Origin of the sequence: Pantoea sp. RSPAM1, assembly GCF_038816185.1 — a bacterium.
Taxonomy (GTDB): Bacteria; Pseudomonadota; Gammaproteobacteria; order Enterobacterales; family Enterobacteriaceae; genus Pantoea; species Pantoea ananatis.
In genome coordinates, this window is record NZ_CP046137.1 from 4547868 (window position 1) to 4564369 (window position 16502).

13 protein-coding genes, 3 tRNA genes and 1 pseudogene are annotated in these 16502 nt (G+C 52.6%); 2 read left to right on the forward strand and 15 right to left on the reverse strand.

Annotated features, from left to right (window positions below; genetic code table 11):
* Window positions 1-19: 19 nt before the first annotated feature.
* The 15 genes and pseudogenes from GKC68_RS21770 to trxA form a co-directional block, all read right to left on the reverse strand.
* A tRNA-Leu gene (locus GKC68_RS21770) sits at window positions 20-106 on the reverse strand.
* A 16-nt stretch (window positions 107-122) separates the two neighbouring features.
* A tRNA-His gene (locus GKC68_RS21775) sits at window positions 123-198 on the reverse strand.
* Window positions 199-293: 95 nt separating this feature from the next.
* A tRNA-Arg gene (locus GKC68_RS21780) sits at window positions 294-370 on the reverse strand.
* Window positions 371-528: 158 nt separating this feature from the next.
* The gene (wecG, locus tag GKC68_RS21785) at window positions 529-1269 is read right to left on the reverse strand and encodes a lipopolysaccharide N-acetylmannosaminouronosyltransferase (RefSeq protein ID WP_342656496.1); all 741 of its coding nucleotides are present in this window, start codon (window positions 1267-1269) and stop codon (window positions 529-531) included.
* Between the two features lie 37 nt (window positions 1270-1306).
* Window positions 1307-2650: an ECA oligosaccharide polymerase gene (gene wzyE, locus GKC68_RS21790; protein WP_047714887.1), complete on the reverse strand. Its 1344-nt coding sequence runs from the start codon at window positions 2648-2650 to the stop codon at window positions 1307-1309.
* Window positions 2647-3714: a TDP-N-acetylfucosamine:lipid II N-acetylfucosaminyltransferase gene (locus tag GKC68_RS21795; protein WP_264228556.1), complete on the reverse strand. Its 1068-nt coding sequence runs from the start codon at window positions 3712-3714 to the stop codon at window positions 2647-2649. The genes wzyE and GKC68_RS21795 overlap by 4 nt, the downstream gene beginning before the upstream one ends.
* Window positions 3711-4961, reverse strand: a complete 1251-nt coding sequence (gene wzxE, locus GKC68_RS21800) for a lipid III flippase WzxE (RefSeq protein ID WP_110957316.1) — start codon at window positions 4959-4961, stop codon at window positions 3711-3713. The genes GKC68_RS21795 and wzxE overlap by 4 nt, the downstream gene beginning before the upstream one ends.
* Window positions 4961-6091 (reverse strand): dTDP-4-amino-4,6-dideoxygalactose transaminase, encoded by a 1131-nt coding sequence (gene rffA, locus GKC68_RS21805; RefSeq protein WP_342656497.1) that lies wholly within the window; start codon window positions 6089-6091, stop codon window positions 4961-4963. Before rffA ends, wzxE begins: the two co-directional genes overlap by 1 nt.
* Window positions 6078-6784 (reverse strand): annotated as a pseudogene (rffC, locus tag GKC68_RS21810) (dTDP-4-amino-4,6-dideoxy-D-galactose acyltransferase). The gene rffA and the pseudogene rffC overlap by 14 nt, the downstream one beginning before the upstream one ends.
* A gap of 32 nt (window positions 6785-6816) precedes the next feature.
* Window positions 6817-8076: a UDP-N-acetyl-D-mannosamine dehydrogenase gene (gene wecC / locus GKC68_RS21815; RefSeq protein ID WP_028725427.1), complete on the reverse strand. Its 1260-nt coding sequence runs from the start codon at window positions 8074-8076 to the stop codon at window positions 6817-6819.
* Complete coding sequence (wecB, locus tag GKC68_RS21820; RefSeq protein WP_221611387.1) at window positions 8073-9203, reverse strand: UDP-N-acetylglucosamine 2-epimerase (non-hydrolyzing); 1131 nt, start codon at window positions 9201-9203, stop codon at window positions 8073-8075. The genes wecC and wecB overlap by 4 nt, the downstream gene beginning before the upstream one ends.
* 10 nt (window positions 9204-9213) lie before the next feature.
* Window positions 9214-10263, reverse strand: a complete 1050-nt coding sequence (gene wzzE / locus GKC68_RS21825) for an ECA polysaccharide chain length modulation protein (RefSeq protein WP_028725425.1) — start codon at window positions 10261-10263, stop codon at window positions 9214-9216.
* A 27-nt stretch (window positions 10264-10290) separates the two neighbouring features.
* The gene (gene wecA / locus GKC68_RS21830; protein ID WP_028725424.1) at window positions 10291-11376 is read right to left on the reverse strand and encodes a UDP-N-acetylglucosamine--undecaprenyl-phosphate N-acetylglucosaminephosphotransferase; all 1086 of its coding nucleotides are present in this window, start codon (window positions 11374-11376) and stop codon (window positions 10291-10293) included.
* Between the two features lie 277 nt (window positions 11377-11653).
* Window positions 11654-12913: a transcription termination factor Rho gene (gene rho, locus GKC68_RS21835; RefSeq protein ID WP_006121431.1), complete on the reverse strand. Its 1260-nt coding sequence runs from the start codon at window positions 12911-12913 to the stop codon at window positions 11654-11656.
* 340 nt (window positions 12914-13253) lie between these two features.
* Entirely contained in the window at window positions 13254-13586 is a 333-nt protein-coding gene (gene trxA, locus GKC68_RS21840) for a thioredoxin TrxA (protein WP_006121430.1), read from the reverse strand.
* Window positions 13587-13703: 117 nt separating this feature from the next.
* Between trxA and rhlB the strand changes: the two genes are divergently transcribed.
* Window positions 13704-14996 carry an ATP-dependent RNA helicase RhlB gene (gene rhlB / locus GKC68_RS21845; protein ID WP_028725423.1) on the forward strand — a complete coding sequence of 431 codons (1293 nt, stop codon included), beginning with the start codon at window positions 13704-13706 and terminating at the stop codon, window positions 14994-14996.
* A 7-nt stretch (window positions 14997-15003) separates the two neighbouring features.
* A complete protein-coding gene (gppA, locus tag GKC68_RS21850; protein WP_028725422.1) occupies window positions 15004-16488 on the forward strand; it encodes a guanosine-5'-triphosphate,3'-diphosphate diphosphatase in 1485 nt (494 codons plus the stop codon).
* Window positions 16489-16502 lie beyond the last annotated feature (14 nt).

The following is a 16502-nucleotide window of genomic DNA, read 5'->3' on the forward strand; positions in this document are numbered from 1 at the left end:
TTTTTTATTTTGTTTTGCCTGGTGCGAAGAGAGGGACTTGAACCCTCACGTCCGTTAAGACACTAACACCTGAAGCTAGCGCGTCTACCAATTCCGCCACCTTCGCGTATCCCAGCAAAATCTGGGGTGGCTAATGGGACTCGAACCCACGACAACTGGAATCACAATCCAGGGCTCTACCAACTGAGCTATAGCCACCACTGTACTGAATGTTGCAAGTCAAACCCACAGCATTTAAATCTTTGTTACTAACGCGGTACTCAAACCACCGAAGCTCATACGCACAAACTAAATGGCGCGCCCGACAGGATTCGAACCTGAGACCTCTGCCTCCGGAGGGCAGCGCTCTATCCAGCTGAGCTACGGGCGCGTAGCGCCGTTGCGGATGTGCATACTAGAGATAAGCGCCCACGCTGTCTAGTGCTTTTTAAAGAAAATAGCGCGTTTGATTACGCTTTGTGCATTTCGTCGACAATTAGCGCATTTATGCCGTTACTCATGCGAAAAACATGGCGTTAATCAGCGATCTTACAGATCGCCACGCCAGTGATAACGCAAATATTTCACCAGCTTCAATTGCCTGCTTAGGCGACTGGGCTGTTTGATTAAGCGATAAAACCATTCCAGTCCAAGCTTCTGCCAGATTACAGGCGCGCGCTTTACATGACCGGTAAACACGTCATAGGTACCGCCTACGCCCATATACAACGCATCAGGCCAGTGCTTCTGACATTCGGCCATCAAAAGCTCCTGACGCGGAGAGCCCATCGCTACCGTTACCAGCCTGGCTCCGCTGGCCGCTACCCTGGCAAACAGCGCATCGCGTTCCGCCGGGACAAAATAGCCATCCTGCGCCCCTACAATATTCACACTCCACTGACGACGCAGTTTATCGCAGGTTTCGTCCAACACTGCCTGCTGACCGCCGATCAAAAACACCGGCGTTCCGTTGCGTCCGGCACGTTCCATTAAGGCTTCCCACAGATCGGCTCCTGCAATCCGCTGTAACGAGGCCTGCGGGTATTTCTTGCGAACAGAGCGAACAATGCTGATGCCATCCGGATATTTGAATTCAGCCTGCTGAATGTGAGCATGCAGTGCTGCATCCTGTTCGGCATTTAGCACTTTTTCCGCGTTGATAGCCACCAGCTTGCCGCTCCGGACAGCAGAATCCGGCATCAGGAAATCCACAAAAGAAGCCATGTTGTCAAAGCCGTACAACGTGATGCCGCGAATTACATAGCGTGGCGTTTCGGAAACGGTACTCATCTCTTTTTAATTCTTCCCTTAGATCCCAGAGGGTTAATCAGGATGGGCTATGCAGCGCCCGCTCACGTCGGCTGCGAATCAGGCCGACATGATCCAGTAACCAGAAAAGCAATTTCGCCATCCCCAGACAGGCGGCAAAAATAATACAGAAAAACACAACACGTGAGCCAAATGCATCCAGCCCCTCACGCGCCAGCACAATCATGTTGAATACGGCACCGAAACAAAAGCTCTGCAGAATCGCCGCGGTATAACGATTCGATTCATTGCGTCCGCGCTTATAGAGCGTGTCGAAAGCTTTGATGATGAGCCCAACGGCCACAGCGCCTGGCGGAATGGCCCAGACGCCGCCCATCACCAGTAGCGAACCGATTAAGGTAGGCGAAATCGCCAGTCCGGAATGGTTGTTCAGTACATCCCAGGTAAAGTAATTAGCGCTGTTCAGTACTGACAGAGGACGATCGGGCCATAGCCAGGTTGGGATAAACACATAGAAATCTCGCCACATGGGCGCTAAGCCCTGAAAGTCTATCTTATGGTAATTCTCCAGCAGCAAAGCCAGGTTTTCCCATGGCGAAAACGTGTCGCGCGTCAGGTACAGAAAGGTGTAAAAAGCCTCGTCGCCCATGACAGCCAGATTGTAGCGACGCAGCGCCAGCCAGAACATTCCTCCAATCGCCATCACGCCCGCAGCGGCCAGCATCCACAATGTGATCCAGCCGCGTGTGATACCGATAAACAGAAATAACGCAAAAGCGATAATGATATTGGCACGCGTGCCACCAACCAGCGCGTAGGTCAGTAAGCCAAAGCTGACCGTGATGATGAGAAACAGCAGCCAGTTACGGCGCGTGGGATGCAAGAAATAGGGAATCAGCATCGCCGGGATGAAGAAATAAAAGAACCGCTTCAGTGCAACGCCGGATACTTCACTGGAAAAGATCTGGTTATAGGCCGTCAGTCGGAATAACAAAAATCCGTTATGGATAAAGAATACCGTTACGGTTGCAACCGCCACCAGCGCCAGTAGCCCGCCGGTCAGATGCGTTTCGACCCGGTTCATTTGTAGCCAGGGCCGGGCAGGCGCTGCGGATGCTGGCCTGAGGCGAACCTTGTAACTGACAAAGTAAATAGCATAAAACGCCGTGGCCGACAGCATCGCCTGCAGCAGAAAATCCGCCGGAACCACCTGCGTATCAAACCGAAAGACCAGAATACTGGTTAGCGGGAAACCGAAGTAGAAGGTCAGTAAAAACAATAGGGTAAAAAACAGGTGAAAGTTAAATCGTTCCTGTCTGAGTTCGCGCAGGTTTAGGGTCACAATGGTCACCAGTGACAGCACATACACGACCAGCAGACCACTAAATGCCATAAGACTCATGAGGGCTCTCCTTCGCAAAGGCGCAACGCTGTTCGCCAGCCTTCCAGATAGCCCGGGGCCAGGAAAGCAATACGCTGTTTATCGCATCCCACAAGTTGCCGACGCGCCTCTGAGACGATATCAGGCGTCAGCGCATCGTCGCTGAACAAGACAGGAAGCCGCTGCGCGGTAACATCCCGCCAGAACGGATTTTTACGCGTCAGGACGAAAGGCACATTAGCCTGAATCAGCAAACATAGCGTTCCCACACCCTGTTGCCGTTCGAACATAAAATAGCCCAAATGGCAGCGAGCCAACAGCGTCAGATAGTCGTCAAACGCAAGATTATCACGCAGTAACCTTACCTGCCCCTGCGGAAAGAGTCTGTCAGCGGCGTTCTGAATCTGTCCGATATATTCATCATTGTCAGGCGGATAACCCAGCGGCACGTTAATGCGCACATCTTCGCCAAACTGAGCCTTGATTGCTGCAAGCCCCTCAATATGGCGGTTACTGGCATCACCAGAATTACCCAGCAGCACGGTAAACGTCTTGTCTGGATGGGGCGTAATGGCGACTGCAGGTAACTTTGTGGGAAAATAAAGTAAAGACTGCGGTACAGACTTGTGGCGTTGCTGGTAGTGATACAGATCGCCTTGGGTGGCGAACAGGTGTGCAACGCGCCCCTGCGCAGCACGGCGCAGGAAATAAAACAGCCGGAACTTCAGGCTGCGTGAATCTTCATACAAATCCGCTCCCCAGACGTGCCAGAACAGTTGAGAACGGCGTAACCTGCCGCTCAGCAACGCCAGCCAAAGCCAGGGGTTAAACTGCCCGTGGCAAAAGAAGCGTTGGTCGCGATTTTTCGCCCGCTGCAACAGCGCCTCAGCCAGCGCTTTCTTACTGCTAAAGGTTTCAATGTGCAAAGCGCCAAAACCGGTGAGGTTTTCAGACTGCGATGCCACCACCATAAAGTGACGCGGTGCGGTAACAGGCTGCTCGATGCTCATCACGTCGTTAAAAAAACGCAACACCGTCAGATTGTGATGGGGGATATTGGATCCCAAAACGTGAATTAAAGTCATTTTCTTCGGCAGTAAAGAATAAATGCGCCACAGCAGAGCGCGAAATAGGTAACGTAGGTGAACATATAGGCTTGCGCTGCCCCACTGGCCCCCTGTAACGGGATAAGCCAGCGCGAGAACAGCGTCAGCAAAATAAACTGACTGATTTCGGTCAGCACATAAAAGCGTAATGAGGCTTTCGCGATGACCAGATAGCCGAAAACGTAGGCGCCGACTTTGAAAACATCGCCACAGAGTTGCCAGACAAACAAATCCCGCATGTCGTGAAATGCCGCGGAGAACAGCAGGCTGATGGCGATATCACGCATCATCCACACGCTCAGGCTGGCCGCCGCGACCGCCGGTAACACAAAGCGTAACGCCCGGCCGATCTCACGCGCAATATCCTTTTTGTTCTCTAACCGGGCCAGTGTCGGCAGTAGCCAGACGCTAAAGGTCGCGGTGATAAACTGCAGATAAGCATCAGATATACTGGTTACGCCCTGCCATAATCCTACCTGGGCCCAGCCGTTACTGGCCGCCAGTTGATTTCGCATCATCACCCAGGCAACCGGCAGGGTGACAGCGGTGATCAGCGCCATAATCGTGTATTTTGCCAGATGACGCGCCATTTCCGGCTGCCAGGTGGGCCGCAGCCAGCTCAAGGGGAGCGGGACACGACGTTTCAGTATCACCAGCGCTGGAAAAACGAGTAACGCGGGCACCAAAGCCAGCCCGGTCAATGCGCCCGTATAGCCCCCCAGCCACCAACACAGCACGTAACCGAGCACGCCCGTTATGCTACCGCAAATCAGGGCCAGCGCATTACCGCGCGCATCACGGTAGCCTTTTATGAACGCCAGAAGCAGGTTTGCCCACGCGATACCAAACTGAAGAAAGGCAACGATACGTATCACGTTTTGATAGCGATCGTGACCGAACAGCGCAGTGCAGATGGGAGCCGCAGCCAATAAAAAGACCAGCGCCAGCAGCGTTGAGAAGCCCGTCACCATTGCCGAGGCGGTGCCGATGAGCGCGCGGAGTTGTCGGGGCTGCTGTTGGTATTGTGCAACATACGTGGTGACGCCGTTAAAGATACCCGCACCGGCCAGCACGCCCAGCACGGTGATGAGCTGGCGAAAGTTACCGGCCTGGCCCACGCCTTCAGGACCAAAGCTGATGGCCAGTAACTTGACGACCAGCAGCCCAACCGCAATTTTTACTATCGTCGATGAGGCGGTCCATAACGATGCTTTGGCTAATGACATCAGGAAAAAAAGCTCAGTAGCGAGCCGATCACGGTGCTCTGATTGTTATCCGACAGATTATAAAACAGCGGTAAACGTAATAAGCGCTCACTCTCTGCTGTAGTAAAACGATCCTCACCAGCAAAACGTGAAAAACGCTGGCCCGCAGGCGAACTGTGCAAAGGGATATAATGGAAAACGGCCAGGATTTCGGCCTCTTTAAGCCAGTTGATCAGGGCCTGACGGTGCTTCTCATCACGCAGCTTTATATAAAACATATGGGCATTGTGCTGACAATCAGCCGGGATGGAAGGCAGTGTCATCTTGCCGTTTTCCGCCAGCGGCTTCAGGGCATCGTAATAACGTTGCCACAAGCGCAAGCGCTGTTGATTAATTCGTTCAGAAGACTCCAGCTGAGCCCAGAGATAAGCCGCCTGCAGGTCAGCCATCAGATAGCTGGACCCCATGTCCCGCCAGGTATATTTATCTACCTGTCCCCGGAAAAACTGACTGCGATTGGTGCCCTTTTCGCGAATAATTTCTGCGCGTTCTACCAGGCTGGCATCGTTAATTAACGTCGCGCCGCCTTCTCCACCTGCGGTGTAATTCTTGGTTTCGTGAAAGCTGAAACATCCGATATGACCAATGGTGCCTAATGCCCGGCCTTTGTACCCTGACATCACGCCCTGCGCAGCATCCTCAATAACAAACAGCTTATACTGTGCCGCCAGCGCCATAATCGTATCCATCTCACAGGCAACACCCGCATAGTGGACCGGCACGATAGCGCGGGTTTTATTGGTAATCGCCGCTTCAATCAGCGTTTCATCAATGTTCATGGTGTCGGGGCGCACATCCACGAACACAATTTTTGCGCCACGTAATACAAAGGCGTTGGCGGTTGAAACAAAGGTGTAGCTCGGCATGATCACTTCATCACCCGGCTGGATATCGATCAGCAGCGCGGCCATCTCCAGCGAGGCGGTACAGGAAGGCGTCAGTAAAACTTTCGCACTACCGAAGCGCTGCTCCATCCACTGCTGACAGCGGCGAGTGTAACCGCCGTCGCCACACAGCTTGCCGCTGCTCATGGCAGACTTCATATACTCGATTTCGCTTCCCACAACCGGGGGCGCATTAAAGGGAATCATGACCTCTCCTGTAAAACCAGTACGCCGTGCTTTCAAGACGTGCGCCACTGCGAAGATAAAGACGCATCGCCGTAAGATTACTGATTTGCGTGGCAACCCGCAGACGTTCGAGCTGACGCGCACGGCCCCAGTCCGCTGCAGCCAGCATCAGGCGCTGACCGATACTTTGTCCCTGCGCCTCAGGCACTACCGCCAGCAGGCCAATACGTGCATCGCCTTCGACCTCACGTAAAGAGACAAAGCCCTGAAGCGCGCCGCATTCATCACTGGCCACAAGGCACTGGTGATCGAAGGTGCCGCGGACCGCATTTTCGATCCACTGCGCATAGAAGCGGGCACTGTCATCAGGCGCAAACCACGGCGTGCGAAAACGACTTTGACGGAAGGCCAGAGATGCGGCTTCACGTAATGCCGGGATTTGTGTTTCCCGGGCAATACGAATGCCTGTCTGGCGTTCGGTGCGTTTGATCGTCAACGACAAATCCACTTCACCTTCCACCAGGTGAAACTGGTGCTGATTTAACGCATCGATGATGTCGGTTTGTTCCGCTGACACTTTGATTTGAAACAGCGCGCAGGCGTGCCGAAGCGCGTTTTCGAGCGACAGATCCCCCCGGTTTCCAGCCTCACGGCGTCAAAGCCGAAGAACTGGCTCTCCCAGGTGAGTGGATTAACCTTAACGTGGACAGACATAAGTTAATCGGATCCTTGTTAACCAGAGTTTTTTAGCGCCAGACACCTTTCGTATCAACAACCCATTGCTGAGTGATCTGTGCAGCATCAACACGGCGGAAAGCATGGTGATCGACCAGCATCACCAAAATATCCGCCTCCTGCAGCGCCTGCTCGGTTGAAACCAGGGTGGCCTGTGTCGCCAGGATGTCGGGAATCTGCTGAATATGCGGTTCGGTTACCCACGTGCGGCCCTGATGCCAGTCGGCAATCAGGTGCGCCACTTCCATGGCTGGGCTTTCACGCAGGTCATCAATGTTCGGTTTAAACGCCAGGCCAAAGCAGGCGATGGTCAGATCGCTGGCTCGTTTTCCAGTCTGCATCAGGCAGTCTGCCAGCGCTTTTTTTACCTGATCCAGCACCCAGTGCGGCTTGGCATCATTCACTTCGCGGGCAGTCCGAATCAGGCGCGCTAAGTCCGGATTTTGCGCCACGATAAACCAGGGATCGACCGCAATGCAGTGACCGCCGACGCCAGGCCCCGGCTGCAGGATATTGACGCGCGGATGACGATTCGCCAGTGCAATAAGCTCCCAGACGTTAATCTGCTGCGCAGCACAAATGAGTGACAGCTCATTGGCAAAGGCGATGTTTACGTCGCGAAAGCTGTTTTCTGTCAGCTTGCACATTTCAGCGGTGCGTGCATTTGTCTCGACGCACTCGCCCTGTAAAAAAATACGATACAAATCACTCGCACGGGCAGAACAGGCTGGCGTCATGCCGCCAATCACGCGATCGTTGCTGATCAGCTCAGTCATGATCTGACCGGGTAAAACGCGTTCGGGACAGTAGGCGACAAAGACGTCAGGATCCCCGTCGTGCTGTGGGAAACGTAAATCTGGCCGCGCCGCGGCCAGCCAGTCCGCCATCTGTTCTGTACTGCCAACCGGAGAAGTCGATTCCAGAATCACCAGATCGCCTTTTTTCAGTACCGGCGCAATCGACAGCGCAGCCGCACGCACAAAGCGTAAGTCCGGTTGGCGTTCCGCCATAAAGGGCGTGGGTACGGCGATCAAAAAAGCGTCAGCGGCTTCGGGTTGCGTCGTAGCACGTAAATCTCCACGCTCGACCGCAGCCTGAACCACCCGATCCAAATCGGGTTCGACAATATGAATGGCACCACGATTGATGGTGTCAACCGCGTGGGCATTGATATCGACGCCCACCACTTTCTTTCCCTTTGAGGCAAAAACGGCTGCGGTTGGCAGCCCAATGTAACCCAGTCCAATAACGGAAATGGTTTCAAAACTCATAAGTTGGCTCTGTTATCTTTTAAGGATTGCACTATTCGCCCGCAGGCTTCGCCATCCCCATAAGGGTTATGGGCACGGCTCATGGTCTGCCAGGCCTCATCATCATTAAGTAATGTACTGACCTCATTAACAATTCTTGCCGTGTCCGTACCAACCAGCTTCACCGTTCCGGCTTCGACGGCCTCTGGACGCTCGGTGGTTTCACGCATGACCAACACGGGTTTACCCAGTGAAGGCGCTTCTTCCTGAATACCGCCAGAATCGGTGAGAATCAGCCACGCCCGGTTCATCAACCAGACAAACGGCAGATACTCCTGAGGTTCAATCAACACAATGTTATCAATGCCGCGCAGAATGCGGTTGACGGGTTCATGTACGTTAGGATTGAGATGGACCGGATAAACGATTTGCGTATGAGGATGCTGGCGCGCAATCTGGGCCAGAGCGCTACAGATGCGCTCAAAACCTTCGCCGAAGCTTTCACGACGATGACCCGTCACCAGTACCAGCTTTTTACTGTCGTCAAGAAAGGGATAGCGTGAAGCCAGCTGCGCGTTTATCTCATTATCGTCCAGCACCCGATCCCGCACCCACAGCAAGGCATCAATGACCGTATTACCGGTGACAACAATACTGTCGGCGGCGAGGTTTTCATCCAGCAGGTTCTGTCGGGAACGCAGTGTAGGCGTAAAGTGTAAACGGGCAAGATGTCCCGTCAGCTTACGATTCCCCTCTTCCGGCCACGGCGACGCCAGATCGCCCGTGCGTAAACCCGCTTCAACATGCCCGACGGGAATTTGCTGATAGAAAGCCGCCAGGCTGGCCGCCAGCGTGGTCGTCGTATCCCCGTGGACCAGCACAATATCGGGTTTGAAATCGAGCAGTACGGTATGCATGCCTTGTAAAATACGGCAGGTTATCTCCGTTAATCCCTGTTCGGGTCGCATAACGTTAAGGTCGTAGTCAGGTTGCAGCTGAAACAAGCTCAGCACCTGATCAAGCATTTCACGGTGTTGCGCAGTGACGCACAGCCGTGATTCAAAAGCAGGGTCCTGTGCCAGTGCCTGCACGAGTGGTGCCATCTTAATGGCTTCAGGTCGGGTGCCAAAAACTGTCAGAACTTTCACACTGTTTCTCTCAATCTTGTGTATCTGACATCGGACGCTGACGACGCGCTAGCGCCACGCCCGCACCGACCAGCGCACCTACCGCGCCCCACATCACCATCATAAATGCCCGGCGGGGACTGTCGCGTGAGACCGGCTCTTCCGGCGTACGCAAATAACGGTAGGTTTGGAATTTGTTGTTAAGCGTCGGGCCTGCATCCAGTGTGATCAGCATCGCTTTATTTTGGTCGTAGCTGATATCAAAGCTCGGCCCGGTCGCTCTCAGGGTATCTAACTGCCCCTGCAATAAAGGCTGCCCCATTAGAAACAGATCGCTGTCAGCCAGATTTTCACTCACCTCACGCGTCTGCTTTTCATTGATACCCTGCTGGCTGGCAATTTTAAGCGCCTGTTCCAGCCGATGTTGCCGTCGCAGGAATACCGCATTCGCTACGTCTTCCTGACGTTTGACCTGCGCCTTAAGTTGGCTGGTCCTTGCCTGCCACGCCCCGTTTAACTCTGCATTGAGATGGCGTGCAGCGCGTTCACTGGCATAGGCAATATACTGGCGCAGCAAATTATTTGCATCCGCAGCAGTTTCTGCCTTGAGTTTGACGCTGTCGAAAATATTTCGTGCGCTATCCGCTGGCGTAAACTGAATGTTATCAATCATATCGTCCAACAAGGCAGCATCGTTATGGGCATTGCCGCTTTTTCGCGTTTTATAATAATCGGTTTGCTGCCAAAACTCCCGGCGGGTATCCCAGGATGAGAGCTGCATCAGGAACTCCTGATACACCTCGTCCATCACGGTAGGTGACGCCGTATTTAACGTTAAAGCGTTATTGCGCATATCCAGATTGTTCAGGAACTGTTGCTGGGAATAGTAGGATCCCAGCATATTCACCGTAGGCCGCCCTGTTATCGCGGTCGTGCTCCACACCTGTTTCATCAGCAGCGTCGCCATCCAGGCTACCAATGCAAACACGACTGCACAGCCGACTATCCAGCGCTTTCCACGCCATAGCCTGCAGCCCAGGCCGCGAATATCCAGTTCGTTCTCCACAACGTTAGCGCGCATCACAGCGTTATCCTTTGTTAAGTCTTATCAGGGTACATTTTTTCGGGCATTGCTGAGATTATTAAGGCGTCGTTTGAAGCGTCGGATCTTTCTCGCGACGCGCCATGCATGTTTCAAACAATAGCCGTAGCCCATGAAGGCAATCAAGAACAGGACTAACATCACCCATTCAGGGATAAAGGCAAGGTATTCACCCAGCACGCCTATGCCCGCCAGCAGAGCAGCAGCAGCGGTAATCAGTACGAAAGCCTGACGAGGCGTAAAACCCGCTCGCATGATTAAGTGATGTATATGTTGGCGATCGGCAGAAAAAGGGCTCATTCCTTTGCGTAACCGACGGTACATAATCGCGACCATATCCATCAGAGGAATGGCAATCAGCCATAATGCTGTAACCGGTGTGATGGGATGGCTTAAGCCTTGCGTGGTTTCAAGCAAAATCCAGATAATCGTAAAACCAATCATGGTACTGCCGGCATCGCCCATGAATACTTTAAAACGGCGTCCCAGAAAACCAAGATTAAGTAAAATATAGGGGATCGTGGCAGCTATCATGGCAAAGCACCACATTGCGAGACTGTGCTGCCCATCAAGATAAAGAATGATCCCCATGGCGCCAAACGTCACCATAGAAAGGCCGCCCAGCAGACCATCAATACCGTCAACCATGTTAAAAGCATTAATCGCTGCCCAGACGGCAAAAAGCGTCAACACATAACCAAAGGGCCCAACAATCAGTTCTACCGGGCCAATGATGAATCCCAGACTCAACAGGTAGAGTTTGGCGCAAAACATCATTACCAGCGCAACAATACCCTGTACTGTTGCCCGAATCTTCACGCTGATATCAAAGCGATCGTCAAGTGCACCAACCAACACCAGTACGCCTGCACAACCTAGATAAAGCTTAGCGTGCGGCAAGTAGTAGTCAGTGATGAAGAAGGCGAAGCAAATTCCTGCATACACGGATATCCCGCCAACCAGTGGAATAACGCCAAGATGGCGCTTGCGCATGTTTGGCTTGTCTACCAATCCAATTTTTTCTGCTACTTTGCGAGCAAGGAAAAGAAATACTAAGGAAAAGATAAAAACTAAACCAAGCTCAGTACTCATAGTGAGTAAATTCACGTTAAATGCTCTCAGCTATCATCCTGGAACTCACATTACGTCAAAAATCGCGCCTGTTACCGTTCCAGATTCCGAATTCGGCATGAAGAGGTGCACGAACGGTCAATCGTCCACCACTGCCACCGTCATTATTATTACGTCTGCCAGCATTCAATCCTATAGCCCGAAAATAAAAAACGCCACGTCAGAACGTGGCGTCAGGGCTATTTTATGATCATTCAAAGAAAAAAACGCCATCATAGTCAGATGACGCTCTAAAGGATCAAGAACGCTTCATCATATCGAAGAATTCGTCGTTGGTTTTGGTCATGGCCAACTTGTTAATCAGGAATTCCATCGCGTCGATTTCACCCATTGGATGGATAATCTTACGCAGGATCCACATTTTCTGCAGCTCTTCCTGAGAGGTTAATAGCTCTTCTTTACGTGTACCTGAACGGTTGTAGTCAATCGCCGGGAAGACGCGTTTTTCGGCAATTTTACGCGAGAGATGCAGCTCCATGTTACCGGTGCCTTTAAACTCTTCGTAAATCACTTCATCCATCTTCGAACCCGTATCCACCAGAGCCGTCGCAATGATGGTCAGGCTACCGCCCTCTTCCACATTACGTGCCGCACCGAAGAAACGCTTAGGACGATGCAGGGCGTTGGCGTCCACACCACCGGTCAGTACTTTACCGGAGGCCGGAACGACGGTGTTGTAGGCACGGGCCAGACGCGTGATGGAGTCGAGTAAAATGATAACGTCTTTTTTGTGCTCGACAAGGCGCTTGGCCTTTTCGATCACCATCTCGGCCACCTGAACGTGACGCGAAGCTGGTTCATCAAAGGTAGACGCGATCACTTCACCTTTTACCAGGCGTTGCATCTCTGTCACTTCTTCCGGACGCTCATCGATTAGCAGCACCATCAGCACACAGTCTGGATGGTTGTAAGCAATGCTCTGCGCGATATTCTGCAGCAGCATCGTTTTACCGGCTTTAGGCGGTGCCACAATCAGACCACGCTGACCACGACCAATCGGTGATGCCAGGTCCAGTACGCGAGCGGTTAAGTCTTCAGTTGAGCCATTACCCCGCTCCATACGCAGACGGCTGTTAGCGTGCAGCGGCGTGAGGTTTTCGAACAGAATCTTGTTACGCGAGTTTTCTGGTTTGTCGTAGTTAACTTCGTTAACTTTCAGCAGGGCAAAGTAGCGCTCACCTTCTTTTGGTGGACGGATTTTGCCGGCGATGGTGTCACCAGTGCGAAGGTTAAAGCGGCGAATTTGGCTGGGAGAAACGTAGATGTCATCAGGACCGGCGAGGTAGGAGCTGTCTCCAGAGCGGAGGAATCCAAATCCATCCTGCAATATCTCCAGCACGCCATCACCGAAGATGTCCTCGCCGCTTTTCGCGTGCTGCTTCAGGATTGAGAAAATAATGTCCTGCTTGCGCATACGAGCCTGGTTTTCCAGCCCCATATTCTCGCCGAGGGTAATCAGCTCAGAAACCGGCGTATTCTTTAATTCGGTAAGATTCATATTGATGGGTTCTTAAACTCGGGGTAATACTCGAAATGTTTGTCGTGAATGGTATGGCAGTTAGTCCATGCCTGTTCTGTTAATGACTTTTTCAACTCTTCTCAACGATCATCGTCTTGAATAATGACTGGGAGCGAGAGACGGTCGACTTAGTCAGAGTAGAGCTAGTCAATAGATTGCTAAACCGCTGGTAGGTACAGTATGACAGGGTCTAACAAGAGAAAACTTTGAATGCTAACTACAAGGTATGTTCATAGTGCAGTGAAAATAAGTTAGCACGCTTAAAAGCGAACGTCCAGCAGCAGGCAAAAATTTAACCACTGCCGGACGCCCGGCCCGATTACGCCAGGTTGGCGTTCAGGAACTCTTTTAACTGACCTTTGGACAATGCGCCCACTTTTGTCGCAGCGACTTCACCGTTTTTGAACAGCAGCAGCGTCGGGATGCCGCGAATGCCGTATTTAGGCGCAGTGCCTGGGTTATCGTCAATATTCAGCTTAGCGATGGTCAGTTTGCCATCATACTCTTCTGCAACTTCATCAAGGATTGGCGCGATCATTTTACAAGGACCACACCATTCAGCCCAGAAATCTACCAGTATAACGCCGTCGGCTTTTAGCACGTCGGTGTCGAAACTGTCATCGGTCAGATGAACGATTTTATCGCTGCTCATGTTTTACTCCACAAGATTGTGCCTGGCGAATTGGCGTAATATAAACCAATGTTGGTTGACTTTATTTCATCGGATACGCTTTCGTAAAGCGATAGTAAGCTGATATTCTACCACACTATGAGCAAAACACACTTAACTGAACAGAAGTTTTCCGACTTCGCCCTGCACCCTCTGGTGGTGGAAGCCCTTGATAAAAAAGGGTTTCATAACTGCACGCCTATCCAGGCGTTAGCACTGCCGTTTACGCTTTCAGGGCGTGATGTCGCAGGTCAGGCGCAAACCGGTACCGGCAAAACGATGGCGTTTTTAACGTCAACGTTTCATCATCTTCTCTCTCACCCTGCTCCAGAGGGCCGCCAGGTTAACCAACCTCGGGCGTTAATTCTGGCCCCAACCCGTGAACTTGCGGTGCAAATTCACGCCGATGCTGAACCACTGACGGCATCAACCGGCCTTAAATTAGGTCTGGCTTACGGTGGCGATGGCTACGACAAACAGTTAAAAGTACTGGAAAACGGTGTCGACATTCTGGTGGGTACCACCGGCCGTTTAATCGATTACGCCAAGCAGAATCACGTCAATCTTGGTGCCATTCAGGTCATGGTACTGGACGAAGCCGATCGCATGTTCGATCTCGGCTTTATAAAAGATATCCGTTGGTTGTTCCGTCGCATGCCTGCTGCCACGCAACGCCTGAGCATGCTGTTCTCCGCCACACTCTCTTACCGCGTGCGTGAACTGGCATTCGAGCACATGAACAGTGCTGAATACGTTGAAGTTGAACCTGAGCAAAAAACCGGTCATCGCATTAAAGAAGAGCTTTTCTACCCTTCGAACGAAGAGAAAATGCGCCTGCTTCAGACGCTGGTAGAAGAGGAGTGGCCTGACAGAGCCATCATTTTTGCGAATACCAAGCATCGCTGTGAAGATATTTGGGGCCATCTGGCTGCAGACGGTCACCGGGTCGGCCTGCTGACGGGTGACGTGGCACAGAAGAAGCGTTTACGTATCCTGGATGACTTTACCAAAGGCGATATTGATATTCTGGTCGCGACGGACGTTGCGGCTCGTGGCCTGCATATCCCTGCGGTGACGCACGTATTTAACTATGACCTGCCGGACGATCGCGAAGACTATGTTCACCGCATTGGCCGTACGGGACGTGCAGGCGCAAGCGGTCACTCCATCAGCCTGGCCTGTGAAGAGTACGCATTAAACCTGCCCGGTATTGAAGAGTACATTGGTCATAGCATTCCGGTGAGTAAATACAATAGCGACGCGCTGTTAAGTGAATTACCGCCACCGAAACGTCTGACGCGCAATCGTTCAGGCAACGGTCAGCGTCGCGGAGGCAACAATACCGGCCGTCGCGGTGCACCCCGTCATAGCAACCGTAAACGTTCGGGTTAAGTTGACCATGCTAAGCGCATCGACACTCTATGCTGCAATTGATTTAGGCTCTAACAGCTTTCATATGCTGGTCGTCAGCGAAGTGTCAGGAAGTATCCAGACCATCGCCAAAATCAAACGCAAGGTGCGCCTGGCAGCAGGCCTGGATCAATCCAATTGCCTGTCAGCCGAAGCCATGACTCGGGGCTGGCAATGTCTGCGGCTTTTCTCTGAACAGCTTCAGGATATTCCTCCCGATCAAATTCGGGTAGTGGCAACCGCCACGTTACGCATTGCCGCCAATGCGCAGGCGTTTCTTGATAAGGCGCAACAGATTCTGGGTTGCACCATCAATGTGATTAGCGGCGAAGAAGAAGCGCGTCTGATTTATCAAGGCGTAGCACATACTACCGGGGGTTCTGATCAACGCCTGGTCGTGGATATTGGCGGTGGCAGCACAGAGTTAGCCACCGGCGATGGCTCCCATGCCAACGTGTTGTTTAGCCTGCAGATGGGCTGTGTCACCTGGCTGGAGCGATTCTTTGGCGATCGCCACCTGGCGAAAGAGAATTTTGACCAGGCTGAAGAGGCTGCCAAAGCGATGCTGAAACCTGTTGCCGGTGAACTGCGCAAACAGAGCTGGCAGGTGTGCGTTGGTGCGTCCGGAACCGTTCAGGCTCTGCAGGAAATCATGGTCGCCCAGGGCATGGATGAGCGCATCACCCTGAGTAAGCTACAGCAGTTAAAACAGCGCGCCATTCAGTGCGGCAAACTCGAAGAGCTTGAAATCGAAGGCCTGACGCTGGAGCGGGCGTTGGTGTTTCCAAGCGGTTTGTCCATTCTTATCGCCATCTTTCAGGAACTCAATATTGACAGCATGACGCTGGCCGGCGGCGCGCTACGTGAAGGGCTGGTGTACGGAATGCTGCACCTGCCTGTCGATCGCGATATTCGCAGCCGCACGCTGCAAAACGTGCAGCGCCGGTTCAATATTGATGTCTGCCAGGCAGACAGGGTCCGGCAGCTCGCGGAAAGTTTTTTTCGCCAGGTCAGTGTTCACTGGAAACTGGATCAGCGCTGTCGGGAGCTTCTGCTAAGCGCCTGTGCGATTCATGAAATCGGGTTGAGCGTCGATTTCCGTCAGGCACCGCAGCACGCGGCCTATCTGGTCCGCCATCTTGATCTTCCGGGTTTTACCCCAGCGCAGAAAAAATTGCTGGCCTGTTTACTGCAAAATCAAAGTGGCAGCATCGACCTTGCGCTACTCACACAACAAAATGCCCTGCCGCCGCGGCTGGCCGAGCGGTTGTGCCGTCTGCTACGGCTGTCCATTATCTTCTCGACTCGGCGTCGTGATGACACGTTACCCGCCGTTCGTATGCAGGCGGATGATGAAGCCCTGCACGTTACATTACCGGCGGGCTGGCTGGAAGCACATCCTCTGCGGGCCGAGCTGCTTGAGCAGGAAAGCCACTATCAGTCCTATGTTCACTGGTCGTTAACGCTTTCCTGATCCCGTCTGCGACT